General features: G+C 43.5%; 16 protein-coding genes and 6 pseudogenes. 15 read left to right on the forward strand and 7 right to left on the reverse strand.

Annotation, left to right across the window (positions count from 1 at the left end):
* Positions 1-405: 405 nt before the first annotated feature.
* Positions 406-1,580 (forward strand): annotated as a pseudogene (locus JCM21738_RS16135) (FtsW/RodA/SpoVE family cell cycle protein).
* A 41-nt stretch (positions 1,581-1,621) separates the two neighbouring features.
* Here the strand turns inward: JCM21738_RS16135 and JCM21738_RS16140 are convergent.
* From JCM21738_RS16140 to JCM21738_RS16155, 4 genes and pseudogenes are all read right to left on the reverse strand, one after another.
* Complete coding sequence (locus JCM21738_RS16140; RefSeq protein ID WP_023626533.1) at positions 1,622-2,689, reverse strand: Ger(x)C family spore germination protein; 1,068 nt, start codon at positions 2,687-2,689, stop codon at positions 1,622-1,624.
* Positions 2,679-3,772 (reverse strand): annotated as a pseudogene (locus JCM21738_RS16145) (GerAB/ArcD/ProY family transporter). The gene JCM21738_RS16140 and the pseudogene JCM21738_RS16145 overlap by 11 nt, the downstream one beginning before the upstream one ends.
* A 22-nt stretch (positions 3,773-3,794) precedes the next feature.
* A pseudogene (locus JCM21738_RS16150) lies at positions 3,795-5,338 on the reverse strand (spore germination protein).
* Positions 5,339-5,749: 411 nt separating this feature from the next.
* Positions 5,750-6,711: pseudogene (locus JCM21738_RS16155) on the reverse strand (ABC transporter substrate-binding protein).
* Between the two features lie 218 nt (positions 6,712-6,929).
* On the opposite strand from JCM21738_RS16155, the gene JCM21738_RS16160 reads away from it, so the two are divergent.
* The 5 genes and pseudogenes from JCM21738_RS16160 (at position 6,930) to JCM21738_RS26045 (ending at position 10,848) form a co-directional block, all read left to right on the forward strand.
* The gene (locus JCM21738_RS16160; protein WP_023626538.1) at positions 6,930-7,934 is read left to right on the forward strand and encodes a FecCD family ABC transporter permease; all 1,005 of its coding nucleotides are present in this window, start codon (positions 6,930-6,932) and stop codon (positions 7,932-7,934) included.
* Positions 7,931-8,992, forward strand: a complete 1,062-nt coding sequence (locus JCM21738_RS16165; protein WP_023626539.1) for a FecCD family ABC transporter permease — start codon at positions 7,931-7,933, stop codon at positions 8,990-8,992. Before JCM21738_RS16160 ends, JCM21738_RS16165 begins: the two co-directional genes overlap by 4 nt.
* Positions 8,993-9,010: 18 nt before the next feature.
* Positions 9,011-9,826 (forward strand): ABC transporter ATP-binding protein, encoded by an 816-nt coding sequence (locus tag JCM21738_RS16170; RefSeq protein WP_023626540.1) that lies wholly within the window; start codon positions 9,011-9,013, stop codon positions 9,824-9,826.
* A 233-nt stretch (positions 9,827-10,059) separates the two neighbouring features.
* Positions 10,060-10,380 (forward strand): annotated as a pseudogene (locus JCM21738_RS27475) (IucA/IucC family C-terminal-domain containing protein); the annotation flags it as partial.
* A 225-nt stretch (positions 10,381-10,605) separates the two neighbouring features.
* Positions 10,606-10,848 (forward strand): YusU family protein, encoded by a 243-nt coding sequence (locus tag JCM21738_RS26045; RefSeq protein ID WP_232215927.1) that lies wholly within the window; start codon positions 10,606-10,608, stop codon positions 10,846-10,848.
* A 149-nt stretch (positions 10,849-10,997) separates the two neighbouring features.
* Here the strand turns inward: JCM21738_RS26045 and JCM21738_RS16180 are convergent, their stop codons facing one another.
* Both JCM21738_RS16180 and JCM21738_RS16185 read right to left on the reverse strand, forming a co-directional pair.
* The gene (locus tag JCM21738_RS16180; RefSeq protein ID WP_023626542.1) at positions 10,998-11,345 is read right to left on the reverse strand and encodes a spore coat protein; all 348 of its coding nucleotides are present in this window, start codon (positions 11,343-11,345) and stop codon (positions 10,998-11,000) included.
* A gap of 40 nt (positions 11,346-11,385) precedes the next feature.
* The gene (locus JCM21738_RS16185) at positions 11,386-11,670 is read right to left on the reverse strand and encodes a hypothetical protein (RefSeq protein ID WP_023626543.1); all 285 of its coding nucleotides are present in this window, start codon (positions 11,668-11,670) and stop codon (positions 11,386-11,388) included.
* 218 nt (positions 11,671-11,888) lie between these two features.
* Between JCM21738_RS16185 and JCM21738_RS16190 the strand changes: the two genes are divergently transcribed.
* Positions 11,889-12,806 (forward strand): proline dehydrogenase family protein, encoded by a 918-nt coding sequence (locus JCM21738_RS16190; RefSeq protein ID WP_023626544.1) that lies wholly within the window; start codon positions 11,889-11,891, stop codon positions 12,804-12,806.
* A 61-nt stretch (positions 12,807-12,867) separates the two neighbouring features.
* Here the strand turns inward: JCM21738_RS16190 and JCM21738_RS23475 are convergent, their stop codons facing one another.
* Positions 12,868-12,999: a YuzL family protein gene (locus JCM21738_RS23475; RefSeq protein ID WP_023626545.1), complete on the reverse strand. Its 132-nt coding sequence runs from the start codon at positions 12,997-12,999 to the stop codon at positions 12,868-12,870.
* A gap of 238 nt (positions 13,000-13,237) precedes the next feature.
* Between JCM21738_RS23475 and JCM21738_RS16195 the strand changes: the two are divergent.
* From JCM21738_RS16195 to JCM21738_RS16230, 8 genes and pseudogenes are all read left to right on the forward strand, one after another.
* Positions 13,238-15,616, forward strand: a pseudogene (locus tag JCM21738_RS16195) (3-hydroxyacyl-CoA dehydrogenase/enoyl-CoA hydratase family protein).
* 61 nt (positions 15,617-15,677) lie between these two features.
* Positions 15,678-16,853 (forward strand): acetyl-CoA C-acetyltransferase, encoded by a 1,176-nt coding sequence (locus JCM21738_RS16200; RefSeq protein ID WP_023626547.1) that lies wholly within the window; start codon positions 15,678-15,680, stop codon positions 16,851-16,853.
* Positions 16,854-16,908: 55 nt separating this feature from the next.
* On the forward strand, positions 16,909-18,693 hold the full coding sequence (locus JCM21738_RS16205) for an acyl-CoA dehydrogenase FadE (protein ID WP_023626548.1): 1,785 nt from the start codon (positions 16,909-16,911) through the stop codon (positions 18,691-18,693).
* Between the two features lie 232 nt (positions 18,694-18,925).
* Positions 18,926-19,282 carry an arsenate reductase family protein gene (locus JCM21738_RS16210; protein ID WP_023626549.1) on the forward strand — a complete coding sequence of 119 codons (357 nt, stop codon included), beginning with the start codon at positions 18,926-18,928 and terminating at the stop codon, positions 19,280-19,282.
* Between the two features lie 53 nt (positions 19,283-19,335).
* Positions 19,336-19,716, forward strand: a complete 381-nt coding sequence (gene gcvH / locus JCM21738_RS16215) for a glycine cleavage system protein GcvH (RefSeq protein ID WP_023626550.1) — start codon at positions 19,336-19,338, stop codon at positions 19,714-19,716.
* Positions 19,717-20,035: 319 nt separating this feature from the next.
* Positions 20,036-20,275: a YusG family protein gene (locus tag JCM21738_RS16220; protein ID WP_023626552.1), complete on the forward strand. Its 240-nt coding sequence runs from the start codon at positions 20,036-20,038 to the stop codon at positions 20,273-20,275.
* A 417-nt stretch (positions 20,276-20,692) separates the two neighbouring features.
* The gene (locus JCM21738_RS16225) at positions 20,693-21,049 is read left to right on the forward strand and encodes a toprim domain-containing protein (RefSeq protein WP_031308246.1); all 357 of its coding nucleotides are present in this window, start codon (positions 20,693-20,695) and stop codon (positions 21,047-21,049) included.
* A gap of 6 nt (positions 21,050-21,055) precedes the next feature.
* Positions 21,056-21,367: a thioredoxin family protein gene (locus tag JCM21738_RS16230; protein ID WP_023626555.1), complete on the forward strand. Its 312-nt coding sequence runs from the start codon at positions 21,056-21,058 to the stop codon at positions 21,365-21,367.
* Positions 21,368-21,394: the final 27 nt, after the last annotated feature.

A 21,394-nucleotide genomic window follows, 5' to 3' on the forward strand; every position in this document is an offset into this window, starting at 1 on the left:
ACGGACACAAATCGGGGAATAAGCAGGCAAACTGTCCGTCATCGGGGCCATGACGGACACAAATCGGGGAATAAGCAGGCAAACTGTCCGTCATCGGGGTCATGACGGACACAAATCCAGGAAAAGGCAGAAAAACTGTCCGTCACTCTATTTCTTTTAAGAAAAAACCTGCCCAACAATCAAAAAGGAAGCCACACTCATTTGCCTGTGCCGAATTTCCTGAATAAACTTTTCGGATATGTAATAATAACCATTTCATAGTCAGAAGTTGTGATTTTTTGTCGAAAAAAATATAATGAAGTATTGAACAGTTCTTCAAGTTAGGCTCGATTTTAATGCCTTATATAAAACTTCCTTAGCGCTCGTTCCAGTTGGAAATTGCCTTCATTTAAAAGGGGAATAAAAATGACTTCGAATCAAAAAACGAATTCCCGGCTCGACTACGGGCTGGTTATGATATTGATCCTATTATTTCTTGCTAGCTGCGTTGCCATTTACAGCGCGCAGACGACGGGGCAGTATGGCTCTGAAAACTTCTTGATCAAGCAAATTATCTGGTACGTCATCGGTGCCGGCATCATTGCCGCGGTCATCACCCTTGATTCCGACCAGCTGCAAAAACTCAGTTGGTATGCTTATGGTTTTGGTCTTGTCCTGCTGGCAGGGCTTATCGTGGCACCGTCTACCATTGCTCCTGTCATCAATGGGGCGAAAAGCTGGTACAGAGTGCCGGCAATGGGTACCCTGCAGCTTCCGAGTTAGTGAAGGTGTTCATCATCCTGGCGCTAGCGAGGGTGATTGTCGACCACCATCAGAAATATCGGCTTAAAAGTATGCAAACGGATTTCTGGCTTTTGATTAAAATCGGTATTGTTACGATGGTGCCGCTCCTGCTCGTCATGCAGCAGCCTGACCTTGGTACATCGCTTGTTTATATTGCGATCATGCTTGGAATGATCTTCATCTCGGGCATCACCTGGAAACTGCTTGTGCCAATTTTCGGGACAGGCCTTACACTGATTTCAATCATATTTTATTTTGTGATCTGGAAGCCTGAAATCCTTGAAAAATATCTTGGGGTGAAGGAGTATCAATTCGGAAGGATCTATTCCTGGCTTGACCCTTATAATTACCAGAGCACAACCGGCTTCCAGCTGACGAGGTCGCTGCTGGCGATCGGTTCCGGTGAAACAGTGGGGAAGGGCTATGGAACAAGGGAAGTGTACCTGCCCGAAAGCCATACTGACTTCATCTTCAGCATCATCGGAGAAGAATTCGGCTTCGTCGGTGCAAGTATCATCGTAAGTTTGTTTTTCCTGCTGATTTACCAAATTACCAAAATTGGCATGGAAACGAAGAACGATTTTTATACCTATATTTGTGTGGGGGTCATCAGTATGATCACCTTCCACGTGTTCCAGAATATCGGCATGACCATTGGCCTGCTGCCTATCACGGGTATTCCTCTGCCGTTCATCAGCTATGGCGGCAGCTCACTAATGGGAAATATGCTCGCGGTTAGCTTGATTTTCTCGATACGGTACCATTACAAAAAGTATATGTTCTCAACCACTGCTTAAAAACCGAAAGAGGGTGTCCCATTAGGACACCCTCTTTCGATCTACTCAACAATACCCACCTCAGTTATAATCACATCTGTTTTAACATTGACTGTTAAGTTCTTATATTCATCTTCCCATCTCTTAAAGTCGAATCCTCTTGTTTTTGTTTTGATAAATTGGCCAAAACCAACTGGATCGATGCCTTCTTCCTGGAAGTCCTGTATCATCTTGGTGGCTTCTTTGTTGATTTGATCCTCTAATTCCTTTGCAATCTTCTTTATAACTTCAGGTGTGACAATTTCCCCGGTATATTCGTGGATAAGCCCTTTAATCTTGATTTCCACGTCTACAATGTAAGGTTCCCGTTTCCCTACTTTGAACTTATTTCTTGAATGCAAATCTTTTATCGTCACATCCTCTCCATCCACTACCAGTTTAAAGGATCCTTCACTAAATTTATCTGTAAGAAGCTTAAAGAAGAACATTTTATCAGAAGGCAGTTCACTGACCATTTTTTCATTCTTGAATAAAGCAATTCCGGTGATATCGATAACTTCAGGTTCTGTTTTTTTCAGGATGGGGAGAAAGGGATCTTTCCCTTCCTGGTAAAGATCAAATAAATAGCTGTGCATGTTCGTAGTGGGCAGATTACGTGTCTCAGTATTGTGCTTGATTAATTGGGATAAATGGATGGCATTTCCTCTGGTCCCGTAGGTTCCGGATAAAATTTCTTTTGCTTTGTCATCTGCAACTGCGAAGTATACTCTGGCACCGATGCTTGGGTCACGTTCAAAAGCATCAATGAAATCCCCGATTCCTTTTTTTGCGATCTCTTTATTAAAGATTACAATTTCAAGTGAGCCTGCTACGACAGGCTGTGCTGACTTGCGCTGAATTTCCTCAACTAAATCCCTGTTACTTGTAGCGGATGCAGAAAAGGTGAAATTGCCGATTTTTTTATCAGGGTTAAAGATAGGGACCATGATGGTGCCTTCAATTTCACCATTTTCCTTCGTGTCATAGCCAACACCCATTTCGATGTTAACATCATCAATGATCTCCTTTTCGACACATCCTGTAAGCAGCAGCCCAGTAACTATAATTAACATGAATCTTCTATTTATCATTTTTTTTCACCTTCTTGGCGACCATCGTTGCGATAAATAAAAAAGGGATATAGACGAAGGTCACACTGAATCCAATTTTTGCAACCCAGTCATTTAATAGATTTATCTTAGCCCTTGTATCAAAAAATGGAATGGCAATCAAGCAAATGAGTGCGAGGATAATCACTCCTTTTTTTTGCCGCAGCTTAAAGGATCTTTTTAAAATCATGCTGGCGCCCCAAAGAGCGATGCAAATATTCGGGAGAATAATCAGATTCCAGTTTGCAATTCCGATATATTCAAATCGTTCAACAAAAGGTATACTTACAATTTTCCACATTTCAAGAGTTGCCCAGATTGATTTTGCAAGCTGTGCTTCTGAAAAATAAGTGAAAGTGGTAATCGCCAGTACCGTATAGATAATGGTGGTTAGAAAAACACTAGATGGGCCCACTTTTGTGATTTCGGTGCATCTTTTATAAATGGATAGAAAAATAGCGGGATTTCAAACCCTATATATGTCAGAGACATATTAAAAGCACTGGTAGCCATATCTTTTAAAGAATGGTCCAGGATTGGCAGCAGATTCCTGAAATCCCCATATCTTAGTGCAAAGCCGAATGTCAGGAGCAGGTAGCTCGGCAATACGATACCAAAGAACGCAATACCTGTCACGGTTCGAAAACCGCCGAAAATGATATAAACCGACAGAAGCAAAAAGACAAAACTATACCAGAAAGGACTTATTTCAGGGAACATCCATACCTGAACGACTTCGAGATAGGTCCTTAAAACAGCCAACGCAAAAATTAACAGGTAGACAATGAAACCAGTGCTTAAAACATTGCCGATTTTTTTGCCGAAAACAAAGGTATGGACAGCAACAACATCTCCTTCAGCCGTGCCGCATATTTTATAAATCATCCAAACGATGATATGGATACTTAAACCAGCAACAAAGACCGATATCCATGCATCATAGCCAGCCGCCTTTGCAATGATGCGCTGGTAGCCAAGGACTCCGATGCCAATCTGCATGGACATGATCAGGTACAGAACGAGAAAAGGTGATACTTGTAATCTTTCGGGTATTGGCTGCTGCATGTTTTCTCAAAACCTCCAATGATCACTCATCGATGTCCTTTTTTTCTTTTGCCTTTTTTTCGCTGAAACGAACTGGATTTTCTGTTCTCAAATATTGTGGACGGTTATACAGCATTGTAAAAGGCAACCGAATGATTGCATCTTTGGAATCCGTTATCCTTGGAGGATACAAAGGCTCCAGGAAAGGCCTGCCCAATGATGTTAGCTTTAGCAGATGGGTCAGAAGGAACGAAAAGGAGATGACGATTCCTAGCATTCCCCATAGCTCAGCGAAGAACAGGAATGGGAAGCGGAGCAGCCTGATTGTATTGCCCATCCGGTATACTGGCGTAGTGAAAGACGCGAGTGCTGCCAGAGCGACAATGATCAGCAGGACATTACTCGTCAGGCCAGCTTCAACGGAAGCGGTCCCGATTACGATTCCGCCCACGATACCGATGGTCTGGCCGACCTTGGTAGGCAGGCGTGCCCCGGCTTCACGCAAGAGTTCGATCGTCAGTTCAAGGAACACTGCTTCAAGAATAGGAGGGAGCGGAATCTCCCTCCTGGATGTAATCAGTGTGCTTAGCAGGTCCTTCGGAATTAATTCATAATGGTAGGACAAGGCTGCTACATATATAGGTGTTATCAGTAGCGAGAATGCAACGGCAAATAAACGGATCAGCCGGAAAAAGGAAGAAAATAAATAATTAAGAAAATAGTCTTCGAATGAACCGAAGAATTCCACTAAGGTCGTTGGCCCAATCAATGCGTGCGGCGAACCATCTACAAGGATGGCGACTTTACCTTCTGCAAGTATTGCTGCAATACGGTCTGGTCTTTCTGTATCGAGCAGCTGCGGAAAGGGAGAGTTTTGATTATCAGAAATTAACTGGACGATATAGGAGCTGTCTGTAATTTCATCAAACTCAATATCTTTGACCCGCTGTATAACAGTATTGACGTTTTCTTTATTTGCAATTCCATCCATATACAGGACAGCAACACCTGATTTGGAAATCGAACCTACTGTGTAATTTTCGATGACCAGCTCTTTCACAGGGACCCTTTTGCGAATCATGTTGAGATTATGGTCCATAGACTCTACAAATGATTCCTTTGGCCCGATAACACTGAACTCTACTTCAGGCTGCGCAACGTTTCGGACAACCTCTTTTTGGGCGGCAACAAAGGCAAAGTATTTCTCTTCATCCTCAAGCGTGAGGAGAACGTATCCATTAAAGAGTTTTGTTTCAATATCCGCATTTTGGTCTGAAACCTGGACATCAGCAATGGGAACCAGCTTTTTACATCTTCTATTTCCGTGAAATCGCCTTCCAGGAGATAGGGAAGGGCATTATTCTGAAGGATGCTCTCGTCTACAAGAGTAGTAATGAAAGAAAAGCAGAACTTTTTCCCTGATTTTTGGTTCACGTAAAAAGTCTTTTTAAAATCATGAGATTTTAACAGAGATTTTTCCCATTCGTGCTCATTGAGATATTGCCCTGGCCTTTGTCCTTCAGTATCTTGACGTGCAGCTTCCTTTTCAATTTCCTGCATCAGCTTTTTCTTGAATAACTGTCTCATATGCAATCTCCGCCAATCTGGATTTACGCTTATCATTTCCGAAAATGGCAGGATTATAAAATATTTTTTGTAAACTTTTATCATTTTTTCATCGTTACAGGCGGATCGCTTTCTGCGGAGAAAAAAGTTTAACTGCATTTTAAAAAATTCCCTATAAGTGCTGAAAAGGCAAAAAGAAAAACCCGCAAGTTTTTGCGGGTTTCTGCTCCTATAAAGTTTAATTTTTTCCACTTCGAGAATTGTCGAGCTCCAGCGCCTAGCCCCTCGAGTCGCTTGTCTAGTGTCGCCTCCTAGAAACGCAGAAACTTCAACTCCGCCGGCAGAAGCAAAAAGCGCTTCTTTTGTTTGCAAAGAAAATATGTCATTAAATGCTATTCTGTTATCAAAAGCTACAAAGTTTGAGAAAAGAGCCTATTTCAACAGATGTTTTTCAAGATCGTCCAGCATCAGATTAGCAGCCATTACGCCGCCAGCTGTATTCCAGATGGCATCATCCACTTTGTGGAATTCACCTTTTTTCGCTACCTCAAGGTTTTGGAATAGCGGGTCCTCGATCCATTCCTTTTCAACTTCAGTCGCTTTGCCGTCGCCTTCATCATATGTGAAGTAGAAGAGGATATCTCCGTCCATTGCCGGAATTCTTTCCTTAGTCACGCCTTTTTCGGCAAAGTCTTCTTTATCCTGCTTTCAGGACGAGCCATGCCGATTTGTTCCAGGATGACACCTGAGAAGGAATCTTTGTGGTAAATACGTACGTCACCAGCCATGAAGCGGACCATGGAAACTTCCATATTTACTTTATCACCAAGTTTTTCTTTCATGTCCTCGATTCGCTGATCATAAGCAGCAAGTACTTCCTTACCCTTTTCTTCTTTGTTAACAGCGTTTGCGTAAAGTTCAAAGTTGTTCTTCCAGTTACCGCGAAGATCCTCGGCGAAAACTGTAGGAGCGATTGCCTTAAGCTGTTCATAAATATCTTCCTGACGCATTTTGTTGCCAATGATCAAATCTGGCTTTAACGCAGCAATTGCTTCTACGTTAACCTGGCTCTCGACGCCAACTACCTGGACATCCTTCATTTCATCGGCGATATGGTCATACCATGGATCGCCAGTCCACGATTGGACAGCTCCAACCGGAGTAACGCCTAGCGCTAGCAATGCTTCTGTTCCTTCATTCGTCAGGATGACGACCTTTTCCGGGGTCTTTTCCAGAGTAGTGGTTTCCATCGCATGTTCAACTTTATAGCTTTCTTCCTTTTGCTTTGGTTCTTCAGCTGTATTCTTGGCTTCATCTTCGCCAGTACCGCATGCTGCCAATAACAGGATGGTGAAGATGCTGATGAGAGCCAGCAAGTGTTTTGAAACTTTCATATGTAGTTCCTCCTAAATGTTATTGATAATCATTTTCAATTACTGCATCCTTATGATAAAATGCAAGGGGAGACCTTGTCAATAACTAATTGATAATGATTTTCATATTCATTTATGTCTTTGTGAACTTTCCAATGAACTAATGGAAATGAATCTAATATCACTTAAAGTTAAATAACAATATAAACAACTTCCTTCAAAAAGAAAGGTAAATTGAAATGCTGCTAAAAAACAGTGGACAAAGATTGGGCGGATTATTGATTGCCACCCTATTAATTTTATTCTTAATATGTGCAAGTATCGTATACGGATATACGGACACATCGTGGGTAACTGCTTTCAATGCTTTCACGAATTATAATGGGTCAAATGAACATATTATTATCCAATCAGTACGTCTTCCACGGGCGCTGATAGCAGCTGCAGTCGGTGCCAGCCTGGCGATTGCAGGTGTCCTGATGCAGACTTTGACGAAAAATCCACTCGCATCACCAGGTATTTTTGGCGTGAATGCGGGGGCTGGTTTCGCTGTAGTAGTAGCAGTGACGCTTTTTTCAGTTGGCAGCCTCCAGGCGTTCGCATGGATTTCCTTTTTGGGTGCGGCTCTGGCAGCAGTCAGTGTCTATGTGATTGGATCGGCAGGCCGTGAAGGATTGACGCCGATGAAATTGACGCTTGCAGGCGCGGCGATGACTGCGATGTTTTCTTCGTTTACCCAGGGTTTGCTCGTACTGGATGAGGCTGCTTTAGAGCAGGTTTTATACTGGCTCGCAGGCTCTGTTCAGGGGCGCAAGCTGGAGACGTTAATTGGTGTCCTTCCTTATTTAGCGATTGGCTGGATTGCAGCTCTCTTGATTGCTTCTAAAATGAACATCCTGTCAATGGGCGAGGATGTAGCCAAGGGCCTGGGCTTGAATACAGGTTTTGTCAAGCTAGGCACTGGTTTCATAATCATTCTTTTAGCGGGTGGGGCGGTCGCTGTTGCTGGTCCAATTGGCTTTATCGGGATTGTGATCCCGCATTTGACGAGGGCAGTGGTTGGCATTGACCACCGCTGGGTCATTCCGTTCTCTGCGATTTTTGGAGGGATGCTGTTATTGGCGGCGGATATTGCTGCCCGATATGTGCTGATGCCGCAGGAAATCCCTGTAGGTGTCATGACGGCGATGATCGGAACTCCATTTTTCATCTATATTGCGAGAAAGGGGTTCAACGGAAAATGAGCCAGTACAAAAGCTTAAGACTTTTTAAGGATAGAATCTCTTTTTTGATAGATAAAAAAGCAGCGGCAATTTTTCTGGCCCTGCTGGTTACGGCATTTGCCGTATTTGTCATCAGTACCGGCCTGGGCGATATGGATATAAGCCCAATAGGCGTCCTTGCTGTGTTTTTTGGCGGGGGAAGCGATATGGAGAGATTGGTCGTGCAATCGTTCCGTCTTCCCAGGATTATCGTTGCTCTGATGGTTGGGATAAGTTTGGCTGCCGCCGGCGGACTCCTGCAGGGAATGATCCGGAATCCCCTTGCTTCACCTGATATTTTGGGAATCACCGGTGGTGCATCGGTAGCGGTGGTAGGATTTTTGGCTATTTTCAGTGATGATAATAATGCTTTGACAGTAAGTATAGAATGGATGCCTGTTGCCGCATTCGCTGGTGCGTCGGTAGTTGCATTCCTGGTTTATTTTCTTTCCTGGAAAAATGGAGTTTCACCTGTGCGCCTCGTATTGATTGGCATCGGGATTTCGGCAATGATGCAGGCTTTGACGACATTGATGATGATCATGGGGCCGATATACCGGGCAAGTCAGGCGAATATCTGGATCACGGGTACGGTTTATGGCTCGACATGGGGAAATGTAGCAGTGCTTGTTCCCTGGACAGTTGTAATGCTATTGGTTGCTTTTATCCTTTCAAGGAATGTAAATGTACAGGAGCTGGGGGAAGATATTGCAACAGGTGTTGGAGGGCATGTCCAGCGGCAGCGGTTTGCGCTTTTGCTGGTCAGCACCGCACTTATAGCCAGTTCGGTTGCTTTTGCCGGTGGCATTGGTTTTGTAGGGTTGATGGCCCCGCATATGGCCAGGAGGCTGGTTGGGTCGGCATTTGGTGCGCTTTTGCCAGTATCAGCTTTGATTGGCGGCATCCTTGTCATGCTTGCTGATTTGATTGGGCGGACAATGTTTTCACCATTGGAAGTTCCGGCAGGTGTTTTCACCGCAGGTATTGGGGCACCGTATTTTGTCTACCTGCTATTCAAGACACGCAATACTTATAGTTGAAGAGAAAGGGGAATGGACATGACTCAAGCAATCGAAACGGAAAAACTGACGCTCTCCTATGGAGATTCGATTATCATAAAAGAATTAGATATCCAGATTCCTAAAGGTGAGATTACCGTCTTTATCGGAGGGAATGGCTGTGGAAAATCGACCTTGCTACGTTCAATTGCAAGGCTCCTTAAGCCGCAGTCAGGATCAATCCTTCTTGAAGGTGAGGCAATCTCGAAGCTGTCGACTAAGGAAGTTGCCCGCAGGATGGCTATCCTTCCCCAATCGCCTTCAGCACCGGAAGGCTTGACGGTTCTGCAGCTTGTAAAACAAGGTAGATATCCTTACCAGACCTGGCTGAAGCAATGGTCGGAAGATGATGAAAGAAAGGTTGCGAATGCGTTAAAGGCTACGGGAATTAATCACCTCCAGGACCGTACAGTTGACTCATTGTCTGGCGGACAGCGGCAGCGGGCCTGGATTGCGATGACCCTTGCCCAGGATACAGACATCATTCTCCTGGATGAACCGACAACCTATCTGGATATGACGCACCAGATTGAGATTCTGGATTTACTTTATGAATTGAATGAAACTGAAGAAAGAACCATCGTGATGGTGTTGCATGACTTGAACCTTGCCTGCAGATATGCCCATAATATTGTTGCGATAAAAGATCAGAAGATTTTTGACCAGGGAAAGCCGGAAGTGGTGATTAACTGCGGGCTTGTCAAACATGTTTTCGGGATGGTATGTGAAGTGACAATCGATCCGCTTTTCGGTACACCACTATGCATACCTTATGGAAAAGGACGCTGCATCCTTAAGGACAAAGTTGGGATATGACCATGAAAGCCGACCTGTCCCCCAATGAAATAGCGATTCTTGCTAACTATCGTTTCGTAGTTTCTGAACCAGAGAAAGATGTCCAAATCAATTTCAGCCCTTTTTTTAATGAGTCTACGATGAGCAGCTGCTTGAAAAGGTTCAAAGACGAGCTTGGGGCTCCGGACCTGAAAACTGCAGCTTCTTTATTCATGAAGAGACATGCTTTTCTTGCAGCCCTATATTTATATTCAATGAGCGCTTTTAACAAGAAGCTGGATGTATCACCTGAGAATATTATTTTGGAGGATGCCATTCACGATGGTCTTTGGCTGCCTGGGTTTTATCTGAAAAATAAAACCACTGACGTGTGTCCGACCCGGGACCGTGCAGAGTGGAGGGCGGAAGCAGTAAGGCATTTGTTTGTGGATAATCTATTCCCTGTTATGGATGCCATCTCGAAATCTGCCAATATCTCAAAGCTGATTCTGTGGGAAAATGTTGCCGTCTATATTTTCTGGCTGTATGAAAAAATTTTGAGTGAAGTCGCCGATCCTGAAGTTAAGTTGAGGGCAGCAGAAGACCTTTCATTTCTGGTCGAGCATGCTCCTGGAAAGCTGTTTGGGCGCTATAGTAAAAATCCAATTACGAGATTTTACAGTGAAACTGTCTATCAGGAAGGAACAGATTCTTATATCAGGATACGGAAAACCTGCTGTTACAGTTATATGCTCAAGGAGAAAGGCAGTTACTGCAAAACCTGTCCGCATACTTGCGGAATGAAAATAGGGAGTGTGAAAATGGATAAAAATTTTACAGAACAAATAAATGGATTACTGGAAAAATACACTGAGCTGTTAGTTGGCGAAGGCTCAGCTGAAAATGTCGAAAAGGTAAAAACATGGATTTTGTACAGCCATATTGCCAAGTCGATGCCACCTTTGGCGAAACACTGGAATGCAGAATATCCTGATGCCAAGGACCAAATCAAGAACGTAATCGCGGAAGTCAAAGAAATGAATGAAAAGAACCGTCAGAAATAAGGAAGAACCATCTCGGGATGAGGTGGTTTTTTGTTTTGTAAGGACCCTCTTGTGAGTAAAGTGAGGCGCTACAGTAAAAAGGGAAAGATAGGATAGCAAAGCAAAAAGAACCGAGCGTGTTTGCCCGGTTCAAAGATGATATAAAGTCATTATTGAAGCTGCTGGCCGCCATAAGGGAATTGGTTTGAGTATCCCTGGAATTGCTGGTGTGACTGCTGCAGTTTTTGTGCATCTGCCGCTTCCACTCCATACCAGCCTTTTTTGAACATGAGATTATAAAGGCTGCGCTGTGCATTCGCTGTTTCTGTGTAAATTGTCTGTACATCCTGGTATAGCTGGTCATGGCTCAATTCATTTAGCGCAGTATCATAACCATGTGTCATATATTTTTCAGTCGTTAAAATATCATTGATGAAATCACGGTCATTCATTTGCGGTGTTTTTTGGACCTGTGTTTCTGGGTTCTGGATTTTTTGTTGATTCTGGTTCTGATTCATCCGCTTTTCCTCCTGTAATTCAAATATTTTGCAGCTTTGTTTATTGCATACCTGGAGTTCCTGAATAGTTCTGGTTCTGCGGGCTATTAAGGTGGGTTAGGATTTTTTGGTAATGGTTCTGGTGCATTTGGCCGCACTTTTCGATTTCCATCTTCAACTCCTGGTCCTGGCACTGCTCTGCAAAGAAATGTGCTTTTTTCATGGCAAGTAAATTCCATGAAAGCATATCAGTTAAATATAAAGAATCTTTAGTTGAAACTACTGAAGGCGGCGTCTGCATGATCCCTTGCTGCTGGTCCTGAAAATTCATGTTTTGCTGCTGCATAATTGAACCTCCTGATTTTTGATAATTCCATCGGATATTATCGTTCCCGAGGCAAAATAAAGTATGCAAGACAAGATTCGTCAAAAAAGAACATTTTCCTACGAAAGTAATATTCAAACCTCTGAAAAAATGATAAAATGATTCTGCAAAATAGATATAGATGAAGTAATTTTTTTTTAAGGGCAATGTAATCGTTTTCATTAAGGGGAGGAAAAGCTATGGAACAATTAATGAGGAACTTTTTTCTTTTTTTATCGAAAAATAAATTTTTCACGAAAATGGCCAAGAAATATGGTCTTCGTTTAGGGGCAAAACGCTTTGTTTCCGGCGAAACGGTCGAGCAGTCAGTGGAAGTCATCAAAGAGCTGAACAGTAAAAACCTTGCGGCAACCGTCGATTTCCTTGGCGAATTCGTAGACAATGAAAAAGAAGCCAATGAGAGAGCCGAAAGTTCAATTGCCATGATAAAAGCGATTGGCCGCGAAAAATTGAATGCACAGTTGAGCGTCAAGATGACTTCGCTCGGCTTTGATATTTCTGAAAAAGTAGTTATGAACAATATGCGCAGGATCATGGACACAGCCAAAGAAAACAATGTTTTTGTGACCATCGATATGGAGGATTATGAACGCTGCCAGAAAACGCTCGATATCTTCAAGCAGCTGAAGTCCGAGTACGATAACATTGGTACGGTCATCCAGGCTTATTTATACAGGACTGAAAAGGATATCGAGGACTTGAATCAATATTCTCCTAACCTTCGTCTTGTAAAAGGAGCATACAAAGAGTCACCAGAAGTGGCTTTCCCAGAGAAGAAGGATGTTGATGAGAACTTCAAGAAAATCATCAAAATGCACTTGTTGAACGGCAACTACACTGCAGTTGCTTCACATGATGACAACATCATCAATTTCACAAAAGAGTTCGCCAAGGAAAACAAAATCCCGAAGAGCCAGTTTGAATTCCAAATGCTATTTGGAATCATGCCGGAAAGGCAGCTGCAGCTTGCTGAAGAAGGATACACGATGCGCGTTTACGTTCCATTCGGAACTGACTGGTACGGCTACTTCATGCGCCGCCTTGCAGAACGTCCGGCAAACGTTGCATTTGTGTTAAAAGGAATGCTGAAGAAATAATGATTAACAGGCTGACAGATGTCAGCCTGTTTTTATTAGGCTCTTACTTAAGCTGTTTTGATTATTTTTTGTACTGGCTATTCTGGCTGTTCTGCTTTCTTTCGCCGCCCTGTCCCATTGAGGGGCCCGCATTTCCTTTCACACTGGCAGCACTGACACCAGCCTTGGATGGATCCTTCTTCATTCTAGCCATGATATTACCTCCGTGGTTTTAAGGATAAAAAGTACCGCCTCTTTAGATTGCCCAAGTCCTGAGAAATAAGCATAAGGATTAAGTATTCAAAAAATTTTCTTTTTTCCGCACCTTATTATTGCGGAAATTTATAAATATTTTATAGTAGTAAGTAGCAGAACTCATTTATATGCATATTTTTTTAGTGCAAAAATGAATGAGTATTCATTCAAAAGATTCAAAGGGGGAGACAAATTTGATGCGACAAATTCAAAAGGCAGCGGTGCTTGGTTCAGGTGTCATGGGATCAGGGATTGCTGCACATCTGGCAAACATCGGGATTCCGACATTGCTGCTTGATATTGTACCTCGGGAATTAACGGAACAGGAAAAAATGAAAGGCCTGACACTTGAAGATAAGCAGGTGCGCAACCGGATCAGTGTCGGAGCACTGCAAAAGTTATTGAAACAAAAGCCGGCACCTTTGACCTCCAAACAGAATCTTGCCTTGATCGAAGCAGGCAACTTCGAAGATGATATGGAAAAACTCAAAGATGTAGACTGGGTAATTGAAGTAGTTATTGAAAACCTTGAGATTAAAAGGAAAGTTTTTACAGATGTAGATAAATACCGCAAGCAGGGAAGCATCGTCAGTTCTAACACGTCTGGCATCTCCGTAGAGGCAATAGCTGAAGGGCGTTCAGAAGATTTCAGGAAGCATTTCCTGGGTACGCATTTCTTCAACCCGCCGCGCTATCTGAAGCTGCTTGAGGTGATCCCTACTAAAGATACGGACCCTGAAGTCCTTTCATTTGTGAAGACTTTCGGTGAAGACAAATTAGGCAAGGGAGTCGTTGAAGCGAAAGATACTCCTAACTTCATCGCCAACCGAATCGGTACTTACGGATTGCTGGTAACAGTAAGAGAAATGCTGAAAGGCGGCTACAGTGTTGGTGAAGTTGACTCGGTAACTGGCCCAATGATCGGCCGTCCTAAGAGTGCAACATTCCGCACGCTCGATGTAGTTGGTCTCGATACGTTCGCTCATGTTGCAAAGAACGTGTATGACCAGGTTGAAGGGGAAGAAAAGGAAGTCTTTGAAGTACCTGAATTCATGAAGAAGATGCTTGAGAACGGCTGGCTTGGCAGCAAGTCAGGACAGGGATTCTTCCTGAAGCAGGGAAAAGAAATCCTTGAACTTGATCCACAGACTTTGGAATACGGTCCACGAAAAAAATTAAAGACAGCGTCTACTGAAATGGCCAATCAGGAAAAAGGCCTTGCCAATAAAATGAAAGCGCTTGTTTATGGCAAGGACCGATCCGGTGAGCTTTTATGGAATATTTTCAGCCTGTGTTGGTTTACTCCGCGGACCTTCTGGCACAATTGCCGATGATATTGTCGCGGTGGACCGTGCGATGAAGTGGGGATTCGGCTGGGAAATGGGACCTTTCGAAGCATGGGATGCACTGGGTGTAGAAAAAGCAATCAGCAAAATGGAGTCTGAAGGCAAGACTGTTCCTGCGTGGGTAAAAGAAATGGTCGAAAAAGGCTTCACTTCATTCTACAAAGAAGAAGATGGCAGACTGAGCTATTATCACAACGGTGAATACGTGGCTGCAGAAGAAAATCCAAAGGCAATCAACCTGAAGCATTTGAAAAAGCAAAAGGGCGTCATTAAAAAGAATGGCGGCGCAAGCCTGATTGACCTTGGAGATGGCATTGCATTGCTGGAATTCCACTCGCACAGCAACTCAATCGGGCCAGATATCCTCCAGATGATCAACTTCGCGATTGATGAAGTTGAAAAGAACTATAAGGGTCTGGTAATCGGCAACCAGGGCAAAAACTTCTCAGTTGGTGCGAACCTGGCAATGATCCTGATGGAAGCGCAAGATGATAACATTTGGATCTTGATATGGTCGTTCGCCAATTTCAGCAGACGACTATGAAAATCAAGTATAGCTCCAAGCCGATTGTAGTTGCTCCATTTGGAATGACGCTGGGTGGAGGCGCCGAAATGTGCTTGCCGGCAGCCCATATCCAGGCTTCGATGGAAACATATATGGGACTTGTTGAAGCTGGTGTAGGCTTGATTCCTGGCGGCGGCGGAAACAAGGAGCTTTACATCAAGCATCTTGAAGGACTGCCAAAAGGCGTTGATTTTGATCTTCAAAAGGTTGCGAATAAAGTATTCGAAACCATCGCAATGGCTAAAGTCTCCACTTCTGGGGAAGAAGCTCGTGAAAATAATTTCTTAAATGAAGCAGATGCCATCAGTGTGAACAGCGATCACTTGTTATATGATGCGAAACAGGCTGCGTTGAATTTATATGAAAGCGGTTATAAGGCGCCAGTGAGAAAGAAAATTCCTGTAACAGGCGAACCGGGATATGCAACCCTGCTGCTGGGTGCTCAAACAATGCATCTATCAGGTTACATTTCTGAGCATGACTTGAAAATAGCGAAGAAACTTGCGTATGTCATCGCCGGCGGAAAAGTGCCATACGGAACCGAAGTAGATGAGCAATACTTGCTCGACCTTGAAAGAGAAGCGTTCCTAAGCCTTGTGGCAGAACCGAAATCACAGCAGCGTATGCAGCATATGCTCGTAAAAGGCAAGCCGTTGCGCAACTAATAGATTGATAGCTTTATAGTGAAATATACAATTTAACATCCGAGGAAAGAGAGGGAATGAGATGAGAGAAGCGGTAATCGTAGCCGGAGCCAGGACACCGGTCGGAAAAGCAAAAAAAGGAACTCTTGCTAATGTCCGCCCTGATGATCTTGGAGCTCTTGTAGTAAGAGAAACTCTAAAGCGAGCAGGCAATTATGAAGGGAATATTGATGATTTAATCATCGGCTGTGCAATGCCAGAAGCAGAGCAGGGCTTGAACATGGCGCGTAATATTGGTGCACTAGCCGGTCTGTCACATGAAGTGCCGGCGATCACAATCAACCGTTATTGTTCTTCAGGACTGCAGGCGATTGCGAATGCATCGGAAAGAATCATGCTTGGCCATGCAGACACCATCATCGCCGGGGGTGCGGAATCAATGAGCCTGGTGCCAATGATGGGCCATGTCGTCCGCCCGAATTCGAAATTGGCTGAAAGCGCTCCGCAATATTACATGGGGATGGGCCATACAGCTGAGGAAGTAGCCAAGAAATACGGCATTTCACGTGAAGACCAGGATGCCTTTGCAGTAAGAAGCCATCAGCGTGCGGCAAAAGCAATCCAGGAAGGTAAATTCGAGGAAGAAATCGTTCCTGTCGATGTTACCCTCCGCACAGTAGGAAAAGACAATAAGCTTGTTGAAAAGACAATTCAATTCCAACAGGATGAGGGTGTACGTCCTGACACGAACATGGAAACACTTGCGAAACTTAGACCAGCCTTCAATATTAGGGGGACAGTAACTGCAGGGAACTCATCACAGACTAGTGACGGAGCAGCGGCTGTCATGGTCATGGACCGCGAAAAGGCTGAATCTCTTGGATTGAAGCCACTTGCTAAGTTCAGGTCATTCGCACTTGGCGGAGTACCGCCTGAAATCATGGGAATCGGTCCCGTGGTAGCGATTCCTAAAGCATTGAAGCTTGCTGGACTGCAAGTCTCGGATATCGGTGTATTCGAACTGAACGAAGCATTCGCTTCGCAATCAATCCAGGTAATCCGTGAGCTGGGCCTTGATGAAGATAAGGTTAACGTTAACGGCGGAGCGATTGCATTGGGCCACCCACTGGGAACAACTGGCGCAAAGCTGACTTTGACAGTGATCCATGAAATGAAACGCAGAAATGAGCAGTTCGGTGTCGTTACAATGTGTATCGGCGGCGGAATGGGTGCAGCTGGAGTATTTGAACTTTTATAAAACAATACATGGAGGGGCCTTAGCCTCTCCCCAAAATGGATAGGAGGAACAAGAAATGGGTAACCAGACAGAAAAGCTTGTAAAAGGCGGAAGCTTTTTAATCGAGGATGTAACTTATGACCATGTCTTCACACCAGAGGATTACACAGATGAACATAAAATGATCGCAAAGACGACTGAAGAATTCGTAACGAACGAAGTATTGCCGCAAGTTGAATATATTGAAAAGCACGAGTTTGACCGCACTGTAAAACTTTTGAAGGAAGCTGGTGAACTTGGCCTTCTTGGAGCAGACGTTCCTGAAGAGTACGGCGGTTTAAGCCTGGATAAAATCAGTTCAGCTCTGATCGCTGAGAAGATGGCTGTAGCGGGCGGATTCTCCATTTCCCACGGTGCTCACGTAGGAATCGGTTCTTTGCCTATCGTTCTTTTCGGTAATGAAGAACAAAAGCAAAAATACCTTCCTGCACTGGCTACTGGAGAAAAGCTTGCAGCTTACGCGCTTACTGAGCCAGGTTCAGGTTCAGACGCACTTGGTGCAAAGACAACAGCTAAGCTGAACGCTGAAGGCACTCACTACGTGCTTAACGGCGAAAAACAATGGATTACAAATGCTGGCTTTGCTGATGTATTTGTAGTATATGCTAAAATCGATGGCGAACAATTCACAGCCTTCATCGTTGAAAGAGAATACCCAGGAGTATCAGTAGGCGCGGAAGAAAAGAAAATGGGAATCAAGAGTTCTTCTACACGTACATTGATTCTTGAAGATGCTCAGGTTCCAGTGGAAAACCTTCTTGGTGAAGCAGGAAAAGGTCACCTAATCGCATTCAATATCTTGAACATTGGACGCTACAAGTTAGGTGTAGGTGCAACCGGCGGAGCCAAGCAGGCATTCGGTCTGACTGTAAAGTATGCTAATCAGCGCCAGCAGTTCAAGACACCTATTTCACAATTCAACCTGACTAAAGAGAAGCTTGCGACAATGGCTTCGAAAATCTATGCAACTGAGAGCTCTGTATACCGTACAGTAGGCTTGTTTGAAGAAAGAATGAACCAGTTGTCTGAAGAAGAAGTCAACAACGGCAAAGCAGTTGCTGACTCAATCGCCGAGTACGCAATCGAGTGCTCAATGAACAAAGTATTCGCAACAGAAACGCTTGACTATGTTGTTGATGAGGGTGTCCAGATTCATGGTGGATACGGCTTCATGCAGGAGTATGAAATCGAAAGAGCTTACCGCGACTCAAGGATCAACCGTATTTTCGAAGGAACGAACGAAATCAATCGCCTGTTGGTACCGGGAACATTCCTGCGCAAGGCAATGAAGGGCGAGCTTCCATTATTGCAAAAAGCACAGCAGCTTCAGGAAGAGCTAATGATGCTTATGCCTGAAGAGCCAGGCGATGAGCCGCTTGCACAGGAAAAATACCTTGTGAAAAATGCGAAGAAAATCGGCTTGCTTGCAGCTGGCTTGGCTGCTCAGAAGTTCGGCAAAGCATTGGAAAAAGAGCAGGAAATCCTCGTTAATATCGCGGATATCATCTCAAATGCTTATTCAATGGAATCTGCTGTTCTTCGTACCGAAAAAGCAATCGCGAAAGACGGAGTGGAAAAGAGCAAGCAAAAGCTTCTTTACACGCAAATCTTCTGCCAGGAAGCATTCAATGAAATTGAGCGTGACGCAAAAGAAACTCTTGTCGCTACAGAAGAAGGAGACGCACTTCGCATGCTGACTTCAGCATTGCGCAAGTTCACAAGACATACTCCAATCAACGTGATCGCGAAGAAACGTGAAGCAGCTGAAAAGCTGATCGAAGCAGAGCGTTTCATCGTTTAATTTTGAAAATTTTTAAACACTTCTCCTGTTTGCCGGGAGAAGTGTTTTTGACTTTTCATCAACTACCTTTATAAGTCATGCAGGAATTTTGCGAATTATGTTGAATAAAGTAATGGATGCCGAAAATATCGGGGAAATTAAACACGGAATGTTAGTATTTTTCAGCCCTATTATGTTACTATCCGATTAGAGGGTTTCATTAATGGGATACTAGCAAGGGGTGGTGAAAAATATGGCAAAGACGTTTTATTGGTACCCTAAATGCGGTACATGCAGGAACGCCAAGAAATGGTTGGACCAGCATGAAGTGGACTATAATGAAGTACATATTGTCGAAAATCCGCCTTCCCAATCCCGCCTTCAAGAAATGATGGAGAAAAGTGGCCTCGATATTAAGAAATTTTTCAATACAAGCGGCCAGAAGTACCGGGAACTGGGGATGAAAGACAAAATCAAGACAGCATCCAAAAGTGAGCTGCTGGAACTGCTTGCATCTGACGGCATGCTCATCAAACGCCCGCTGATGACAGACGGGGAAAAAGTAACTGTAGGCTTCAAAGAGGAAGATTTCGAAAAAGCCTGGCTGTAATTTTGGTCCCATCGATATTAATCGATAGAGATATACAATTGGAGGGATAGTCAATGAATGCACCGAAAGAATTGCGTTATTCTGAAGAACACGAATGGGTAAAAGTTGAAGAAGAAAAGGTTCGCATCGGAATCACGGATTTCGCTCAATCTGAACTTGGCGACATCGTGTTCGTCGAACTGCCAGAAGTAGGCGACGAAATCACTGTTAACCAGCCATTCGGAAGTGTAGAATCCGTAAAAACGGTATCAGAGCTTTATGCACCAGTAAGCGGCAAGGTAGTGGAAATCAACGAAGAGTTGAATGACAGCCCTGAATTTGTTAACGAATCTCCATACGAAAAAGCATGGATGATTACTGTCGAGCTAACTGACAACAGCGAAGTAGAAAAGCTTATGACAGCTGAACAATACGAAGACATGATCAAAGAATAAATTTTACTGACGCCTTGATGCTTTCAAGGCGTTTTCTTATTTAATAGGAAATTAAGGAAATTATAAAATATTTTCAATGTGGATAACTAACCAGGTTTTCTTAATCCAGCTCCAGCGCCTAGCCCCTCGAGTCGCTTCGGTCCGCCCAATGAAGTCAAAGAACGACTTCACTGGTCGGCCCTCCAACGCTTGTCGGGGCTGAACGAGGCGCTTGCGCTTTTTGTTCTTCCCCAATATAACCTCCTTCATTTTACCATCAATTCATTTCCTGAATTCGGACAAGCTAAAAGTAATCAAATATCGAAGAAGGGTGAAAATCATGACACTGAATAAACAAAAACTTGATATAACGGACAGAGTGACAGGAAAAATTGAAAACGGCCAGGTACAGCTTTACCTGGAAAACGAACACATTGGATCCATAGAGCTACCAGAAGGAATTCAAATGAAAATGGAGCATCACTTTGAAGCAGAACAGAATAAGATTTACCAGCATGTATCAGTGCCGGATCAATCAGAACCTCGGTATACTGATTGCGATGAAGGCGGCTGGTGTTAAGCAAATCCAAACAGCGGCCAGCCATGCCGCTGTTTTTTTATAAAGGAGACTTCCCAATCTGCACGAAATGGGGGAATGGAGTCAAAAAGGTCCTATAGAAAAAGTCTATAAGCGAATGGAGGAAAGACAAAGGTAAAGGCCTTATAGAAAGATTCCATAAGACCAAACTGAGGCAAAACAAAGAAAAAAGGTCTTATAGAAAGATTCTATGAGACCATAAGGGAGTTCATCGCCCCATAAAGGCACATAGGAAAAATTATTGCATAAATATAGCTAAACATCGTACCTAAGGCTGGTCTTAATTTTTGCAATATCCATCGAAAACAGTAACAATATAATTAAGAAAGTTAACAGCACAAATGAATTAATAATGTTTATAATGTTGTAAAGTAATTATTTTCTGGTGCATAGGTGGTTATGACGATGGACGAAAATCACAAGGTGATCATAGTAGAGGGTTCGTCAGACAAAAAGAAAGTGCAAGCCGTGCTAAATGAACCGGTCGAAATTATTTGTACGAATGGGACTATTGGTGTTTCAAAGCTTGATGAACTGATTGATTCCCTTTTTGATAAGGATGTATATATCCTCGTTGATGCGGATGTGTCAGGGGAAAAGCTGAGAAAGCAATTTAAGAGGGAATTTCCTGAGGCGAACCACTTGTACATTGACAGGATGTACAGGGAAGTGGCGACGGCACCGGAAAACCACCTTGCTACAGTTTTAATCGGAGCAAATATCGACGTTCATGCAGAGTACTTAGAAAAAGGATGACAGTAGATGGAAGAATGGACTAAGGGAGAGATCGAGACCTTTCTGGAGGAAAAACGAACAGGTTACCTATACTTTTATACGCCAATGTGCGGAACATGCCAGGTGGCAAGTAAAATGCTGACGGTTATAGATCAGCTGTTACCTGATATGTCCTCAGGGAAAGCCGACTTAAATTACCTGCCTGAAATTGCGGAGCGTTTTGAAATTGAAAGTGTTCCTTGTCTGATTTTATTAAAAAAAGGAGAGGAGCAGGAGAAAATCTATGCTTTTCAGTCCGTTCCTTACCTTATTGAAAAACTAAAAGACTTAAAAATATAAAACAACCGGCTAAGCCGTTTGTTTTTT

The organism is Mesobacillus boroniphilus JCM 21738 (assembly GCF_000517385.1).
In the GTDB taxonomy this organism is placed as follows: Bacteria; Bacillota; Bacilli; order Bacillales; family Cytobacillaceae; genus Mesobacillus; species Mesobacillus boroniphilus.